At 63.7% G+C, this 15,718-nt stretch carries 18 protein-coding genes; 7 read left to right on the top strand and 11 right to left on the bottom strand.

All coding sequences use genetic code 11. The annotated features are described in order from the left end of the window. Positions 1 to 52 precede the first annotated feature (52 nt). Entirely contained in the window at positions 53 to 943 is an 891-nt protein-coding gene (locus AC1DPX_RS02590; RefSeq protein WP_477234370.1) for a LysR family transcriptional regulator, read from the bottom strand. A gap of 102 nt (positions 944 to 1,045) precedes the next feature. On the opposite strand from AC1DPX_RS02590, the gene AC1DPX_RS02585 reads away from it, so the two are divergent. Continuing rightward, positions 1,046 to 2,041 carry an aldo/keto reductase gene (locus AC1DPX_RS02585; protein ID WP_477234368.1) on the top strand — a complete coding sequence of 332 codons (996 nt, stop codon included), beginning with the start codon at positions 1,046 to 1,048 and terminating at the stop codon, positions 2,039 to 2,041. Between the two features lie 223 nt (positions 2,042 to 2,264). Here AC1DPX_RS02585 and AC1DPX_RS02580 read toward each other — a convergent pair whose 3' ends face one another. From AC1DPX_RS02580 to infC, 9 genes are all read right to left on the bottom strand, one after another. Then, positions 2,265 to 2,867 (bottom strand): nucleotidyltransferase family protein, encoded by a 603-nt coding sequence (locus tag AC1DPX_RS02580; protein WP_477234366.1) that lies wholly within the window; start codon positions 2,865 to 2,867, stop codon positions 2,265 to 2,267. Positions 2,868 to 2,962: 95 nt separating this feature from the next. Continuing rightward, entirely contained in the window at positions 2,963 to 5,371 is a 2,409-nt protein-coding gene (pheT, locus tag AC1DPX_RS02575) for a phenylalanine--tRNA ligase subunit beta (protein ID WP_477234364.1), read from the bottom strand. Then, complete coding sequence (locus tag AC1DPX_RS02570; RefSeq protein ID WP_202356683.1) at positions 5,368 to 5,790, bottom strand: GFA family protein; 423 nt, start codon at positions 5,788 to 5,790, stop codon at positions 5,368 to 5,370. The genes pheT and AC1DPX_RS02570 overlap by 4 nt, the downstream gene beginning before the upstream one ends. 72 nt (positions 5,791 to 5,862) lie before the next feature. Beyond that, positions 5,863 to 6,285, bottom strand: a complete 423-nt coding sequence (locus AC1DPX_RS02565) for an ASCH domain-containing protein (RefSeq protein ID WP_477234362.1) — start codon at positions 6,283 to 6,285, stop codon at positions 5,863 to 5,865. Continuing rightward, a complete protein-coding gene (gene pheS / locus AC1DPX_RS02560; RefSeq protein WP_202356681.1) occupies positions 6,282 to 7,379 on the bottom strand; it encodes a phenylalanine--tRNA ligase subunit alpha in 1,098 nt (365 codons plus the stop codon). Before pheS ends, AC1DPX_RS02565 begins: the two co-directional genes overlap by 4 nt. A gap of 141 nt (positions 7,380 to 7,520) precedes the next feature. Then, positions 7,521 to 7,922, bottom strand: a complete 402-nt coding sequence (gene rplT / locus AC1DPX_RS02555; RefSeq protein ID WP_006201247.1) for a 50S ribosomal protein L20 — start codon at positions 7,920 to 7,922, stop codon at positions 7,521 to 7,523. A 97-nt stretch (positions 7,923 to 8,019) separates the two neighbouring features. Beyond that, positions 8,020 to 8,223: a 50S ribosomal protein L35 gene (gene rpmI, locus AC1DPX_RS02550; protein WP_006201248.1), complete on the bottom strand. Its 204-nt coding sequence runs from the start codon at positions 8,221 to 8,223 to the stop codon at positions 8,020 to 8,022. A 182-nt stretch (positions 8,224 to 8,405) separates the two neighbouring features. Further along, on the bottom strand, positions 8,406 to 9,032 hold the full coding sequence (locus AC1DPX_RS02545; RefSeq protein ID WP_477234360.1) for a methyltransferase family protein: 627 nt from the start codon (positions 9,030 to 9,032) through the stop codon (positions 8,406 to 8,408). A 223-nt stretch (positions 9,033 to 9,255) separates the two neighbouring features. Continuing rightward, on the bottom strand, positions 9,256 to 9,792 hold the full coding sequence (gene infC, locus AC1DPX_RS02540; protein ID WP_010912915.1) for a translation initiation factor IF-3: 537 nt from the start codon (positions 9,790 to 9,792) through the stop codon (positions 9,256 to 9,258). A 221-nt stretch (positions 9,793 to 10,013) separates the two neighbouring features. On the opposite strand from infC, the gene AC1DPX_RS02535 reads away from it, so the two are divergent. From AC1DPX_RS02535 to AC1DPX_RS02520, 4 genes are all read left to right on the top strand, one after another. Beyond that, positions 10,014 to 10,784: an alpha/beta hydrolase gene (locus AC1DPX_RS02535; protein WP_477234358.1), complete on the top strand. Its 771-nt coding sequence runs from the start codon at positions 10,014 to 10,016 to the stop codon at positions 10,782 to 10,784. A gap of 2 nt (positions 10,785 to 10,786) precedes the next feature. Next, a complete protein-coding gene (locus tag AC1DPX_RS02530; RefSeq protein ID WP_477235727.1) occupies positions 10,787 to 11,929 on the top strand; it encodes a benzoate/H(+) symporter BenE family transporter in 1,143 nt (380 codons plus the stop codon). 117 nt (positions 11,930 to 12,046) lie between these two features. Further along, complete coding sequence (locus AC1DPX_RS02525; RefSeq protein ID WP_096452769.1) at positions 12,047 to 12,529, top strand: DUF2852 domain-containing protein; 483 nt, start codon at positions 12,047 to 12,049, stop codon at positions 12,527 to 12,529. Between the two features lie 98 nt (positions 12,530 to 12,627). After that, complete coding sequence (locus AC1DPX_RS02520) at positions 12,628 to 13,386, top strand: M48 family metallopeptidase (protein WP_477234356.1); 759 nt, start codon at positions 12,628 to 12,630, stop codon at positions 13,384 to 13,386. On the opposite strand, the gene AC1DPX_RS02515 is transcribed toward AC1DPX_RS02520, so the two are convergent. Then, the gene (locus AC1DPX_RS02515) at positions 13,387 to 13,605 is read right to left on the bottom strand and encodes a hypothetical protein (protein WP_477234355.1); all 219 of its coding nucleotides are present in this window, start codon (positions 13,603 to 13,605) and stop codon (positions 13,387 to 13,389) included. Positions 13,606 to 13,736: 131 nt separating this feature from the next. Between AC1DPX_RS02515 and AC1DPX_RS02510 the strand changes: the two genes are divergently transcribed. Both AC1DPX_RS02510 and trpB read left to right on the top strand, forming a co-directional pair. Continuing rightward, on the top strand, positions 13,737 to 14,396 hold the full coding sequence (locus AC1DPX_RS02510) for a phosphoribosylanthranilate isomerase (RefSeq protein ID WP_477234353.1): 660 nt from the start codon (positions 13,737 to 13,739) through the stop codon (positions 14,394 to 14,396). 90 nt (positions 14,397 to 14,486) lie between these two features. Continuing rightward, complete coding sequence (gene trpB / locus AC1DPX_RS02505) at positions 14,487 to 15,707, top strand: tryptophan synthase subunit beta (protein ID WP_477234351.1); 1,221 nt, start codon at positions 14,487 to 14,489, stop codon at positions 15,705 to 15,707. Positions 15,708 to 15,718: the final 11 nt, after the last annotated feature.

The raw sequence follows: 15,718 nt of genomic DNA, 5'->3' as shown, positions 1-15,718 counted from the left end.
CTGCGCTGCGACTGCGAGCCGACCCTCCCCACAAGGGGGAGGGTGGTCGCGCCTATCCACTCACCCTGAAGAAATCCACGAACGCCCTGAGCGCCGGGCGCATCTGGCGGCGGCTCGGATAATAAACGAAGAACCCCTCGAAAAACGGGCACCAGTCCTCCAGCACGCGGATCAGCCTGCCGTCGGCGAGCGGGGCCTGGACATACGGCTCGAAGACGAAGGCGAGCCCGGCGCCGTCGACCACCGCTTGCGCGATCAAATGGTCCTCGTCGAGGATCAGCGGCCCTTGCGCTGATATCTCTATCTCCTCACCATCCTTTTCGAATTCCCAGCGGTAGAGGATGCCGCTGGAGAAGCGGAAGCGGATGCAGCGATGATCGGCAAGGTCGCACGGATGATGCGGCCTCGGCATGGTCTCGAAATAGGATGGCGCGCCGACAACCGCGCCGCGAAGGTCCGGCCCGATGCGCACCGCGATCATGTCGCGCTGCAGGCTCTCGCCGAGCCGCACGCCGGCATCGAAACCGCCCTCGACGACATCGGTGAAGCGGTCCTCGATGACGATCTCCAGCACAATGTCGGGATAGGCCCTGGCAAAGGCGCCGAGACGCGGCGTCAGCACCAGATGCGCCGCCGTGCGCGGCACGCTGAGCCTGAGATTCCCGGCCGGTCGCTCACGCGACTCGACCGCCGCCTCCAGCGCCAAGTCGATCTCGGAAAGGGCGGGCCGCAGCCGCTCCAAGAGTTGCGCGCCTTCTTCCGTCGGCGCGACGCTGCGCGTACTGCGCGCCAAGAGCCGTACGCCGAGCCGCGCCTCCAGGCTGGACACCGCATGACTGACCGCCGATGGCGCTATGGCCAATTCCCTGGCCGCGCCGCGAAAACTGCCGCATTGGGCAACGGTTGCCAGCACGGCAAGCTGGGAAAGATGCGCTCGGTTCATTGGTCTATTTCTTGGAACGGCCCGTACGAAGAAGAGCCGATTATCGAACAGACTGCAAGGCGCTATCTCTGCTGCATCGCAACCGCAACAAGGAGACGCGTGATGCAAACCCGCAAGCTAGGAACTGAACTGAACGTCTACCCCGTCGGCCTCGGCTGCATGGGCATGAGCTTCGCCTATGGCGGCCAGCCGGAGGCAGAGGCGATCGCCACGCTGCACCGCGCCGTCGAGATCGGCGTCAACTTCTTCGACACGGCGGAAGTCTATGGCCCCTACGACAACGAGATCCTGCTCGGCAAGGCGCTGAAGTCGGTGCGAAACAAAGTGACGATCGCCACCAAATTCGGCTTCAAGATTCTGGAGGAAGGCACCGGCCTCGATCGCATGGCCGGCGTCGACAGCCGCCCCGAGCACGTCAAGGCGGTGGCCGAAGCCTCGCTGAAGCGGCTGGGCACCGATGTCATCGACCTCTATTACCAGCACCGTGTCGACCCCTGCGTGCCGATCGAGGACACGGTCGGCGCCATGGCCGAGCTGGTGCGCGAGGGCAAGGTGCGCGCATTGGGTCTGTCGGAAGCCAGTGCCGCGACCATCCGCCGGGCGCATGCCGTGCATCCCATCGCTGCCGTGCAGAGCGAATATTCGCTGTGGAGCCGTGATCCGGAAGAGGAGGTGCTTGCCGTCTGCCGCGAACTCGGCATCGGCTTCGTGCCCTACAGCCCGCTCGGCCGTGGCCTTTTGACGGGGGCGATTGCCAGGCCCGAAACGCTTGACGATGGCGACTGGCGCCGCACCTTGCCGCGCTTCCAGGCCGAGGCCATGGAAGCCAATGCCAAGGTTATCGCCACGCTGGAAAGACTGGCGACGGAAAAGGGCGTGACCTCGGCGCAGCTGGCGCTGGCCTGGGTACTGCATCAGGGCGATTTCATCGTGCCGATCCCCGGCGCGCGCAAAATCCGCCATCTGGAGCAGAACACGGCGGCGGCGAGTATCGAGCTGAGTGCGGCCGAGGTCGCGGCGATTGGTGATGCGCTGTCGCCGGATAAGGTGATGGGCAAGCGCTATACGGAGGAGTTGCTGGCGCTGGTGAATGGCTAGGCAATGGGGCGCTTCGGCGCCCCATATTGTTGAGACGCCAACGCGAGGCGCCCCCCTCTGTCCTGCCGGACATCTCCCCCACAAGGGGGGAGATTGAGTGTCATCGCGGCTTTCGCCAATCACCAGCGCTTGAAGGAAGGGCGGCACGGCCAAGCCGCCAATCTCCCCCCAAGTGGGGGAGATGGCCGGCAGGCCAGAGGGGGGCGCCTCGCACCTATCTCTCCTACCACGGCACCACACTAATCTCCGGCCAGCACGCCTTTGCCCGCTTGCCCTTCGCCTCATGGGTCCGCTGGTTGTCCGTCACCCGGTTCGGCGTGATGCGGAACGAAAAGATATCATCGAGCCCGAACGGCGCCACCAATTCGAGCGCGCCGTTGCCATCGTAGCGAACCCCGACCGCATGCGTCCTGGAGGCAAAATGGCCGATGGGTTCGCTGGAACTCGTATAGCGCGGGCAGGGCTGCCCGAATTTCTGCGGATACCACAGATGCACACGCGCCTGGTTGCGCACCTCGACCGGCAGGGTCAGCCCCTCGAAATGCCGCGCTGCCCTGCGGATGACGGCGTCCTCGGCCTCATAGGACAGGTCACTGTCATCGAAATAGAAGAGATCAACGTCCTTGATGCCGTAACCCGGCGGCTTGCCGGTCAAATGGTTCCAGACGCTGTTGTAAAGCGCGCCGGAGACGACCAGCCAGTCCGGCAGCGCCAGCGCGCGAGCTCGCGCCAGCGCGTCGCCGACCAGCGGGTCGCCCGACACGATGTCGAGGAATGCCGCGCGCTGTGCTTCGCATGGCAGCCCGGAATAGCGCAGATGGTCCATCGCCCTTTGGAGGACGATTCGCCATCCGCCCGCAAGTCGTTGGTTTCTGCGCAATTCCTGTGGGAAAACCGCCAAGCACTTTTCCTGGAATTGCGTCAGCCGCGCAGCACGCCGCCCGTCTGCTTGCCGACATTCTCGACGACACGCTTGGCCAGCGCCTCGAAATCCTCGTCGGTCAGCGTCTTCTCGACCGGCTGGATCGACACTTCGATGGCGATCGACTTTTTGTCGGCGCCGAGCGCTGCGCCCTCGAAGATGTCGAAGACCGAGACGGCTGTGATCAGCTTCTTGTCGGCGGCCAATGCTGCGCGCACCAGCGTGCCGGCCTCGACCGCTTTGTCGACGACGAAGGCGAAGTCGCGCTTCACCGCCTGGAAGGCGGAGAGCTCCAGCTTCGGCTTGGTCTTAGTAGGCTTGGCCTTCGGCTCGGGCACGGCATCGACGAACACTTCGAAGCCGCACAGCGGGCCGGAAACATCAAGGCCTTCCATCGTCTTGGGATGGAATTCGCCGAACGTGCCGAGCACGGTCTTCGGCCCGAGCTTGATCGTGCCGGAACGGCCGGGGTGGTACCAGGCCGGACCGCCCGCCTCGATCTGCAGCCGGTCGACCGGCGCGCCGCAGGCTTCCAGCGCCGCGATCGCATCGGCCTTGGCGTCGAACACGCCCACAGGACCGGAATTGCCGGCCCAGCTACGGCCGGAGCCGTCGAGCTTGGCCGTGCCGCGGCGCACGCCGGCGGCCACGCGCCGCTGCTGGTCGGCGCCGTCGCCCTCATAGGTGCCGGACACCTCGAACAACGCCACGTCGCCAATGCCCCTGTCGGCGTTGCGCTGCGCGGCGGCGATCAGCCCCGGCAGCAGCGACGGCCGCATGTCGGACATGTCGGCGGCGATCGGGTTGGCGAGCTTCAGCGCCGTCTGGCCGCCGCCGAACAGTTCGGCGTGCTTGGCCGGGATGAACGACCAGGTGACGGCCTCCATCATGCCGCGCACGGCAAGCGCCCGCTTGGCCGTGCGGGTGCGGACCTGCAGCGTGGTCAGGATCTTCGAATTGACCGCGTCATGCGCGCCGAGCGGCTGCGGCGCGATGTTGTCGACGCCGTGAATGCGCATCACCTCTTCGACCAGGTCCGCCTTGCCGTCGACATCGGGACGCCAGGACGGCACCGCGACGTCCACGACATCGCCCGAGCCCTGCGGCTTGAAGCCGAGGCGAGACAGGATGTCGAGGCTTTCCGCCTTAGCCACCTCGATGCCGGTAAGCCGCTTCACCTCCGACACCGGGAAGGCAACGATCTTTGGCTTGTGGCCGGCGTAGCCGACGATCTCGGTCTCGGCCGGCTCACCGCCGCAGAGATCGAGCACCAATTTCGTTGCCAGCTCGACGCCGGGAACCATGAATTCAGGGTCGACGCCGCGCTCGAAACGGTAGCGCGCATCGGTGATGATGCCGAGCGTGCGGCCGGTGCGGGCGGTGGTGATCGGATCCCAAAGCGCCGATTCGATCAGCACGTCTGAAGTGTTCTCGTCGCAGCCGGAATGCTCGCCGCCCATCACGCCGGCGATCGATTCGACGCCATTGTCATCAGCAATGGCGCACATGTCTGATGTCAGCGTGTATTCGCGGCCATCGAGCGCCATCACTTTCTCGCCGTCGCGCGCGCGGCGCACGACGAGGTTGCCGGCGACCTTCTTCGCATCGAACACATGCAACGGCCGGCCGCGATCGAAGGTGACGTAGTTTGTGATGTCAACCAGCGCGCTGATTGGCCTCAGACCAATGGCGATCAGCCTCTGCTGCAGCCATTTCGGCGACGGGCCGTTCTTGACGCCGCGCACCAGCCGCAAGGCGAAGCCTGGGCAAAGCTCCGGCGCTTCGATCACCACCTTGACCGGTGTCTCGCCCTTGCCGGAGATCTTTTCGACCGCGGCGCTTTTCAGCGTGCCGAGCCCGCTTGCCGCCAGATCCCTGGCAATGCCGTAGACRCTGGTGGCGTCCGGCCGGTTCGGCGTCAGATTGATCTCGATGACCGGATCGTCGAGATGCGCATAGGTGGCGAAGCTGGTGCCGACCGGCGCGTCGGCCGGCAGGTCGATGATGCCGTTGTGCTCGTCGGACAGTTCCAGCTCGCGCTCGGAACACATCATGCCATGGCTCTCGACGCCACGGATCTTGCCGACTGTTAGCGTCACGTCGATGCCGGGCACGTAGGTGCCGGGCGCTGCGAAAGCGCCGATCAGGCCTGCGCGGGCATTCGGCGCGCCGCAGACGACCTGGACAGGCGGCTTGCCGTCGCCGGTGTCGACGGTCAGCACGCGCAACCGGTCGGCATCTGGGTGCTGCACCGCCGTCAGCACTTTGGCGATGACGAAGGGTTTCAGGCTCGACTTGTCGTCGACATGCTCGACTTCGAGGCCGATCGAGGTCAGCCGTTCGACGATCTCGTTGAGCGTGGCGTCGGTCTCGAGATGATCCTTGAGCCAGGAGAGGGTGAATTTCATGGGACTGTTCCGTCTGGTCTTTTGACGCTTGATTTCAGATGTCTAGGCAAGTCGTCGGACATATGCAGGAAGGGAAGCTGCTCACTGACATAGGCATGCAGCGTCGGCTTGAAATCGGCCGGCGCGTCCATGGCGCCGAGCATGAAGTAGATGTCGTCTTCCAGCCGCTCGTCGACATAGGCGATGGGCGAGCCGCAGACGCCGCAAAACGAGCGCGTTACCGGGCCGTTCTCATACATCTTCAGCGCCTTGCCGGTGAACGCTACCTTGCCGGCCAGGAAGCCGACAAAGGCCGATACCGGCGCGCCGCTCGCCCGCCGGCAATCGCCGCAATGGCAATAGCTGACGTGATGCGGCTCGGCCGAGGCCTCGAACCGCACGGCGCCGCAGCGGCAACCGCCAATGTGGGGCGCTGTCATGCGTTCAGACCGCCGAACAGCGTCGGCATGTCGAGCGGCCGGAAGCGGTAATGCGACAGCTTGTTCATCGTCTCATACTTTCGCGTCTTCTCGACTGAACACTTCGACCAGACGGAAGCGTTCGCAAACCAGTTTCATCTCAGGCGAAAAGCCGCCATTGCGCTCGAAATAGGCGCGATGGGCCTCGCGCCAGTATTCAAAGCTCAAATCGCCTTCGCCCTCGTCTCGGGCAAAGTCGGCGTCGACCTCGTCAAAGCGCCGCACAATCGCCTCGACCGTCTCGATCACCGCGGCGCGGCGGCCGCTGCCATCGAGCACGACATCGCGACGACCTACCTCCGGCATCGGCTCGGCGCGGCCATAGTCGCGCAGGGCACCGCAGGTCGCGGTCTTGCGCCCCGACAGCACCAGCGCCAGCAACTCGTCGGCGAGTTCCGGACTGTCGCCAAAGCGGAAGGTCACCGCGTCCGTATAGGGATCGGCAGCGACGCTCACGCGCTCAAACCTCCGAACAGCGTCGGCATGTCGAGCGGCCGGAAACCGTAATGCGACAGCCACCGCACATCGGCGTCGAAGAAGGCGCGCAGGTCCGGCATGCCGTATTTCAGCATGGCGATGCGGTCGATGCCCATGCCCCAGGCAAAGCCCTGATACTCGTCGGGATCGAGCCCGCCGGCGCGCAGCACGTTGGGATGCACCATGCCGCAGCCGAGGATCTCCATCCAGTCGGAGCCTTCGCCGAAGCGCACTTCGCCGGGCCGCGAGCGGTCGCACTGGATGTCGACCTCGAGGCTTGGCTCGGTGAACGGGAAGAAGGACGGGCGGAACCGCATCTTGACCGATGGCACTTCGAAGAACGCCTTGCAGAATTCTTCCAGCACCCACTTCATGTTGGCGACGTTGGCCGTCTTGTCGATCACCAGACCCTCGACCTGATGGAACATCGGCGAGTGGGTGGCGTCCGAATCCTGGCGGTAGGTCTTGCCCGGAATGACGATGCGGATCGGCGGCTTCTGCTTCTCCATGGTGCGGATCTGCACGGGCGAGGTATGCGTGCGCAACAGCTTGCGCTCGCCCTTCTCGTCCGGCTGGAAGAAGAACGTGTCGTGCATCTCGCGCGCCGGATGGCCCTCGGGGAAATTCAGCGCGGTGAAATTGTAATAGTCGGTCTCGATATCGGGACCTTCGGCGATGGCGAAGCCGAGATCGCCGAAGATCGCCGCGATCTCGTCGATCACCTGGCTGATCGGATGGATGCGGCCGCGCTCGGCCGGCGACTGCCGCACCGGCAGCGTCACGTCGACTTTTTCCGCGGCCAGACGTGCTGCGATCGCCACGTCCTTCAACTCGGCCTTGCGGGCCGTCAGCGCCTCGGTGACGCGGTTCTTGAGGCCGTTGATGACCGGGCCCTTGAGCTGGCGCTCCTCGGCGGTCATGCCGCCAAGCGTCTTCAGCATCTCGGACACAGTGCCCTTCTTGCCGAAGGCAGCGATGCGCACGGCCTCGATGGCCGGCTCGTCGGCGGCCGATGCGATGTCGGCCAGCAGGGAATTTTCGAGCGTATCCAGGCCGGTGGTTGCGTCGTTCACGGTCAAACTCGCTACGTTGGAAATCTGCGCTAACGTGAAAGTCACGTTCAAGTTGATATCAGGCATAAGAAAAACCCGCGCCAGCCGTGCCAGCGCGGGTTCCCCATAATCAGAATTGCGAATGCTTGGGAAGCGCTGGTCTTAGGCGACAGCGCTTTCAAAAGCGTTCGGCGTGGTGTTCTTCAGATATTCGAGCGCGACCTTGGCCTTGGCCACGAGCGCGGCGAAAGCCTGCGGCTCATGGATGGCCATGTCGGACAGGATCTTGCGATCGATCTCGATGCCGGCCTTGTTGAGGCCGTCGATGAAGCGGCCATAGGTCAGGCCATGCTCGTGGGTCGCCGCGTTGATGCGCTGGATCCACAGCGCGCGGAAGGAGCGCTTGCGATTCTTGCGGTCGCGGTAAGCGTACTGCAGCGACTTTTCCACCGCCTGCTTGGCGATGCGGATGGTGTTCTTGCGACGGCCGTAGAAGCCTTTCGCGGCTTTCAGGACCTTCTTGTGCTTGGCGTGCGAGGTGACGCCTCTCTTTACGCGTGCCATGTCATGATCTCCTTAAAAGCAATTCCAGGAAAAGTGTGTTGCGGTTTTCCGTTCGGAATTGCGTAAAAACAAATTCGTGTTCCTGAAACCGAATGCCTTAGAGGCCGTTCGGCAGAAAATTCTTGATGACCTTCTTGCCATCCGGTTCAGCCAGAACCATCGTGCCGCGGGCATTTCGAATGAACTTGTTGGAACGCTTGATCATGCCGTGACGCTTGCCGGCCGCAGCCGACAGGACTTTACCCGTACCTGTGATCTTGAACCGCTTCTTGGCGGCCGATTTGGTCTTCATCTTGGGCATTTTGCTACTCCGTATTGTTGGCGCACTATCGCGCTTCTTGTTCGCTTCGGGCCGACCAAAGCCCGAAAAGCAAATGAAACCGCCACGGCATGCCCTGCCGGGCGGTTTTCTTGAACGGCGGTCCTATACGTCAAAGCAGGCCTGTACGCAACACCCGAAGCCGTGCGACGCTCTGTCCCCGCTCAGGGCAGCGTGAACCACACCGGCAGCATGCCGGTCTGCTGCGCGCCGTCGATCAGTTCGAAGGCCGGCAGCGCGACCAGGAACACCAGGCCGTCGAGCAGCGTGGTCAACAGCAGGCGCGGCTTGAAGCTGCCTGTGTCGCCCTCCTGGTAGAGGGAAAGCTTCGGGAAGAAGCGCGGCACCTTGTCCAGGTAGGCCTGATAGGGCGCGCCAAGCGCTTCCTTGAGGAATTTCTCTTCGCGCAGGATGACGATGTGGAAGGCTCCCGCGCACAGCAATGCGAACAGGATGATGCCTGAGAACGAGCCGATCTGCGCGCCGACGCCGGCTGCGGCCACGGTAGAGAACACGTAGAGCGGATTGCGGGTGATCGAATAGGGCCCGCCCGTCACCACTTCGGAGGATTTGCGCCCGCCTATATAGAGCGTCGCCCAAAGCCGCCCGACGATGCCGAGGAAAATCAGGAGCACGCCGAACATCTCGATTGTTTCATGCACCGGCGTATCGGGCGGGAAGGTCGATTGTCCGAACAGAAGCGCCAGAAACAGCACCACCACGAGCACGGCAAGCACCAGCCGACGCATCTGCTGGTAATTGCCCAGCCCGTATTTGATTTCGTTGTCCAAGGGGGTGTCCGATCGTCGAAGAGCCAATTGCATGTCGCCCAAAAGTGGGTCCGGTTTTGGGAGGACGACAGGCATAAAAACAAAGCCGGCGATCGCGGCTTAGCCGAGAAACAGGCGTCCCGCCGATCGCGGGGACGCTCTGCAAGACAATTCAGGCGGATTTGGAGCGCTGGGCACGCCTGACTTTATCGTGATCTCAGGCGGTGTTGATATTCAGCACACCTTAGCGCGGCGCCAGCACCATCATCATCTGGCGGCCTTCGAGCTTCGGCTCCGCCTCGACCTTGGCAATGGTCGCCACTTCCTCGCGCACCTTGTTCAGAAGCTGCATGCCGAGTTCCATATGCGCCATCTCGCGGCCACGGAAGCGCAATGTCAGCTTGACCTTGTCGCCCTCCTCGAAGAAGCGGCGCACCGCCTTCATCTTGGTCTCGTAGTCATGGCTGTCGATGTTCGGGCGCATCTTGATCTCCTTGATCTCGATGACCTTCTGATTCTTGCGCGCCTCGGCCGCCTTCTTCTGGTTGGCGTATTTCAACTTGCCGAGATCGAGGATCTTTACGACGGGCGGTACCGCATTGGGCGATATCTCAACGAGATCGAGCCCGGCCTCTTCGGCGAGCAGCAATGCGTCGTTGATGGAAACATCGCCGCGGTTCTGGCCTTCGGCGTCGATAAGCTGGACCCGGGGAACCCGGATGTCACGGTTGGAGCGCGGCCCATCCTTGGTCGGCGCCGCTGCTTTGAAAGGTCTGCGAATGGTCGTGGTCTCCTTGGCCGTTTCGTTCAGGATTTGTCAGTGTTGATGCGTGGACGCGCCAATGTGGTGAGCGCGCGGGCGGAGTCAATAGCACAGCATTGATAGAAAATCACCCTGATCACCGCCTGCACCAAACAAAGAAACAGCGCGAGCACTTTTCGCCACGCCTGTGGCTGTGCCACAAGAACCCCGAGCCAGAACAGGGGCCTGAGGAAAAAGCCATGACCGTCACGCCCCCGACCTTTCTCGATGTCGATGGGTCGCGCATCGCGGTGCGCCATGGCGCGGGCTCGACACCAGGCGTCGTCTGGCTGGGTGGCTACAAGTCGGACATGCTTGGCACCAAGGCCGAGACCCTGTCGGACTGGGCGGCGAAAGAGGGCCGCGCCTTCCTGCGCCATGACTATTCCGGCCATGGCGAATCCGGCGGCGCCTTTGCCGACGGCACGATTTCGACGTGGCTGTCGCAAAGCCTTGCGGTGTTCCGGAAGTTTGCCAAGGGCAATCAGATCCTGGTCGGCTCGTCGATGGGCGCCTGGATCGCGCTGCGCATGGTGCAGGAATTGCGCAAGGCGGGCGACGCAAACGTCGTCGGCCTGGTGCTGCTGGCGCCGGCGCCGGATTTTACCTCTGAGCTGGTCGAACCGGTTCTGACCGAGGGGCAAAAGCGCGACCTCGCCGAAAAGGGTTTCTTCGCCGAACCCTCCGATTATTCAGCCGAGCCCTACATCTATACCCGCGCTCTGATCGAGGACGGGCGCGCCAACCGGGTGATGACCGGTCCGATCGACACGCATTGCCCGGTCCACATCCTGCAAGGCCTGGCCGATCCGGACGTGCCGTCGAGCCATGCGCTGAAATTGGTCGGCCTGCTGCCGGCCGACGATGTCACGCTGTCGCTTATTCCCGACGGCGACCACCGCCTGTCGCGACCACAGGATCTCGACATGCTGGTGCGCGCGGTCGGCGACATGGCCGGGCGGGCCAAGTGACGATGCGCCTTTCCATCCCGATCTCGGCTTTCGTCGCGGCCATCGTCGGCTTCGGCGGCACGCTGGCCATAGTCATTGCCGCCGCCCACGCGGTCGGCGCGACGCAAATTCAGACGGCGAGCTGGGTGACGACCATTTGCCTTGCCATGGCGATCGAGAGCCTGTGGCTGTCCTGGCGCACGAAGATGCCCGTCATCACCGCATGGTCGACGCCAGGCCTGGCGCTGATGGCGGCATCGAGCGGCTTTTCGATCGGCGAGGCGGTCGCCGCCTTCATCGTCACCGCCGTCCTGTTGGTCGCCACCGGTCTGTTCCGGCCTTTGACGCAGCTGATCTCCAGAATCCCGCCCTCGGTCGCCTCAGGCATGCTCGCCGGCATCGTCGTCACCTTCGCTCTCAATGCGGTCAAGACCATTCCTGTCGACCCCTGGCTGATCCTGCCGCTGATCGCGGCCTTCTTCTTGATCCGCCTGTTCCACCCGGCGCTGTCGGTGCTGGCGGTACTGGTCGGTGGCGGTCTCGCCGCGTTTCTCACCGGCCGTGTCGGCGGCTTGCCGACACCCGAACTGTCGACGCTGACGCTGATCGCGCCTGATTTCACCGCCAAGGCGATGATCGGCCTGGCGCTGCCGCTCTATCTCGTCACCATGGCTTCGCAGAACCTGTCGGGTCTCGCAGTGCTGCGCGCCGCCGGCTATCATCCGGAGCCCGGCCCGCTGATCGGCGTCACCGGCTTCTTCTCGCTGCTATCGGCGCCGTTCGGCGGCTCGACCACCAACCTGGCGGCGATCTCGGCGGCGATCTGCACCGGGCCGGACGTCCACCCCGACCCCGCAGAGCGTTGGAAGACCGGCCCCTTCTATGCGCTCGCCTATCTCGTCTTCGCGATTTTCGGCGCTTCGCTGGTAGCGATCTTCGCCGTCCTGCCGCAGAGCCTGATCGTGCTGGTGGCGGGCCTGGCGCTGATGGCCTCGCTCGCCAACGCGCTGGCGATCGCGCTGAAGGCGGAGGGCGACCGTATGGCCGCCACCGTCACCTTTGTCGTCACCGCTTCGGGGTTGACCTTGTTCGGCGTCGGCGCCGCATTCTGGGGGCTGATCGCCGGGCTGGTCGTGCTTTTCCTCGACAGGCTCAAAAAGCGATAATCATTTCAGGCCTTTGTCCGGTTTTGGCGGATGTTGTCTTGAATCGCCGTTTTTGCCTTCCCATTTCGATTCCACGCAGCCGGTTCTGGCTGTCTCCAACCGAAGGAATGGGAGAAAATGAACACATCTGCATTGATCCGCCCGGCCTGGACGCCGGCAACCATCGCGTTGATGGTGATCGGCTTCATGGTGTTCTGGCCGCTCGGCTTCGCCATGCTCGCCTACATCATCTGGGGCGACCGGCTCGACGGCTTCAAGCGTGACGTCAACCGCGCGACCGACGGCATCTTCGCCGGCTGCCGCCGTGGTTCCGACAAGGCCGCGCGCTGGGGCAATGGCTCCGCCCGCACCGGCAACGTCGCTTTCGACGACTGGCGCGAAAAGGAGCTTGAGCGCCTCGCCGAGGAACGCCGCAAGCTCGACGACATGCTGACCGAGTTCGACGACTATGCCCGCGAATTGCGTCGCGCCAAGGATCAGGACGAGTTCGATCGCTTCATGGCGAACCGCAACAAGTCAACCGCGCCGGCCAAGACCGATCCGAGCACCGGCACGACGCCCACCAAGCGCGGCAAGGGCTCGAACCTGCTTGACGACTGAGGCCAAGCGACAGGCCAAGGTATGAGAACGGCGTCGCGCGAGCGGCGCCGTTTCTTTTTTGTTCTAGTCGTTTTTCTCGAATCGCGTATCGTCCCGCCATGACCATCGGATTCTTCCGCAATCTGACGAAGCCCAAGGCCACGCCAGTCGTGGAACGCGAATATTGTGTCGCCGGTCGCACGCTGCCGCTCAAGATCGTCGAGAGCGCCCGGGCTCGGCGCTTGACGCTGCGCATCGATTCCGGCGGCCAGGGCCTGCGCATCACCGTGCCGCCCGGCCTGCGCCGCGGCGAGGTTGACAGGTTCCTCGACCGCCATCAGGACTGGCTGGAGCAGCGCCTGGCCAAGGTGCCGACGCGCCCGCAGGTGCGGCCGGGCATCAAGATCCCGATCCGGGGCGTGCCGCACCGCATCGTCCACGAACCGTCGAAGCGCGGCACCGTCACGGTATCGCGTGACGACCGCGGCCCGCTGCTGATCGTCCATGGCGACCGTGTGCACCTGCCGCGTCGCATCGCCGACTTCTTGAAGCGCGAGGCCAAAAAAGAGATCGAGAAGCTGGTGATCAAACACACCGAGGCGCTCGGCAAGCGCGCCAAGGCGATCCGCTACAAGGACACCTCCAGCCGCTGGGGCTCGTGCACCTCGGAAGGCAATCTCTCCTTCTCCTGGCGCATCATGATGGCGCCGCAGCCTGTGATAAACTACCTCGTGGCGCATGAGGTCGCGCATCTCAAGGAGATGAACCACGGCCCGAAATTCTGGAAACTGTGCGAAAAACTCTGCCCTGACACCGACCGCTGCAAGGACTGGCTGAAGCGCAATGGCGGCGCCCTGCAGGCGATCGTGTTCGAGTAGTCAATCGTCATTCGCGGCGTTGAGTTCCTCCGGCCGCAGCCCTTCATCGCCATGATGCGGCCAGGGCAGGAAATTCCGGTCAAATTCATCGCCACCGAAATAGTCCAGTGCCCGATGCGCCTCGGCGTTGTTGAAGGCCGCCTTGTCTATCAGATGGGCGATGACCTCGCGCGCTTGCGCGATCTTCTGCTTCAGTTCGGCAACCGTTCTGTCGGTCATGATCGTTCTCCCGCCCGGCATGCTATCAGTCCAGTCGACATGCTATCATCAATAGGTAGCGCCTTTGGCCTTGCCGGCAAACAGCATGCTTTTTCTCGACTCTGTCGCGATTTCATGCCAATTCCCGCGCCATGGCGCTCGACATCAAAATCTGCGGCTTGAAGACCGACCAGGCGATGGCCGCGGCGCTCGCCGGCGGTGCCAGCCACGTCGGCTTTATTTTCTTCGCCAAGAGCCCGCGCTATGTCGAGCCGGCGGAAGCCGGGCGCCTGCGCGAAGCCGCGCGCGACAAGGCCTTGGCGGTCGCCGTCACGGTCGACGCCAGTGACGCCTTTCTGGACGAGATCGTCACGGCCATGCAGCCCGACATGCTGCAGTTGCACGGTTCGGAAACACCCGAACGGGTGGCCGAACTCAAGGTCCGCCATAGGTTGCCGGTGATGAAGGCGTTGCCGCTCAGCGAGGCCGCCGACCTCGGCCGGGTCAAGCCTTTCATCGGCATTGCCGACCGGTTCCTGTTCGATGCCAAGCCACCGAAAGGCTCGCAGTTGCCGGGTGGCAATGGCGTCGCTTTCGACTGGCGCATCCTTGCCGGCCTTGACGCCGGCGTCGATTACATGCTTTCCGGTGGGCTGAACGCCGCCAATATCGGCGATGCCCTTCAGCTTGCGAACCCGCCCGGAATAGACATTTCCTCAGGCGTGGAAAGCGCGCCGGGCGTCAAGGATCCGGCGCTGATCGAACAGTTTTTCCGGGCCGTCCGGGCAGCACGCGACGACCGCGCCGCCTAAAAGCCTTAAATGAGAGCATGTCCCGGAAAAGTGGGAACCGGTTTTCCGACAAGGACACGCTTAACAAGTCAAGAAGCCAGGAGATCGGCGATGAACAAGCCGGCGACACCCAATTCCTTCCGCACCGGACCCGACGAGCAGGGCATGTTCGGCATTTTTGGCGGCCGTTTCGTCGCCGAAACGCTGATGCCGCTGATCCTCGACCTGGAGCGGCACTGGAACGAGGTCAAGAACGATCCGGATTTCAGGGCTGAACTCACCGATCTGTCGACCCATTATGCCGGGCGTCCGTCAAAGCTGTATTTCGCCGAAGGGCTGACGAGACATCTCGGTGGCGCGAAAGTCTATTTCAAGCGCGAGGACCTGAACCACACCGGCTCGCACAAGATCAACAACTGCCTCGGCCAGATTCTGCTGGCCAAGCGCATGGGCAAGAAGCGCATCATCGCCGAAACCGGCGCCGGCCAGCATGGCGTGGCGTCCGCCACTGTCGCCGCCCGCTTCGGCTATCCCTGCGTCGTCTATATGGGCGCCACCGACGTTGCACGGCAAAGCCCCAACGTGTTCCGCATGAAGCTGCTCGGCGCCGAAGTGCGGCCGGTCACCGCTGGCCACGGCACGCTGAAGGACGCCATGAACGAAGCCCTTCGTGACTGGGTCACCAATGTCGAGGACACCTACTACCTGATCGGCACCGCCGCCGGCCCGCATCCCTATCCGGAACTGGTGCGCGACTTCCAATCGGTGATCGGCACCGAGGCGCGCGCGCAGATCCTCGAACAGGAAGGCCGGCTGCCCGACACCATCATCGCCGCTGTCGGCGGCGGCTCGAATGCCATCGGCCTGTTCCACCCCTTCCTCGACGACAAGGATGTGCGCATCATCGGCATCGAGGCCGGCGGGCGCGGCCTCGACGGCATCGAGCATTGCGCCTCGATGAATGCCGGCTCGCCCGGCGTGCTGCACGGCAACCGCACCTATCTCCTGCAGAACGCCGACGGCCAGATCATGGACGGCCATTCGATCTCGGCCGGCCTCGATTATCCCGGCGTCGGTCCGGAACATTCCTGGCTGCGCGACTCCGGCCGCGTCGAATATGTGCCGATCCTCGACGACGAGGCGCTGGAAGCCTTCAAGCTGACGACACGCGTCGAGGGCATCATCCCGGCGCTGGAATCCGCGCACGCTATCGCCCATGCGGTCAAGATCGTGCCTGGCATGGACAAGGACCAGATCGTCATCGTCAACCTGTCCGGCCGCGGCGACAAGGATGTGCACACGGTGGCCTCGATGCTGGGCATGGAAATCTAGGCCCTTTGGAC

This window comes from Mesorhizobium sp. 01N446, from assembly GCF_056399285.1.
The sequence above is the reverse complement of the archived record's forward strand: the minus strand, read 5'-3'. Positions and strand labels throughout refer to the sequence as shown.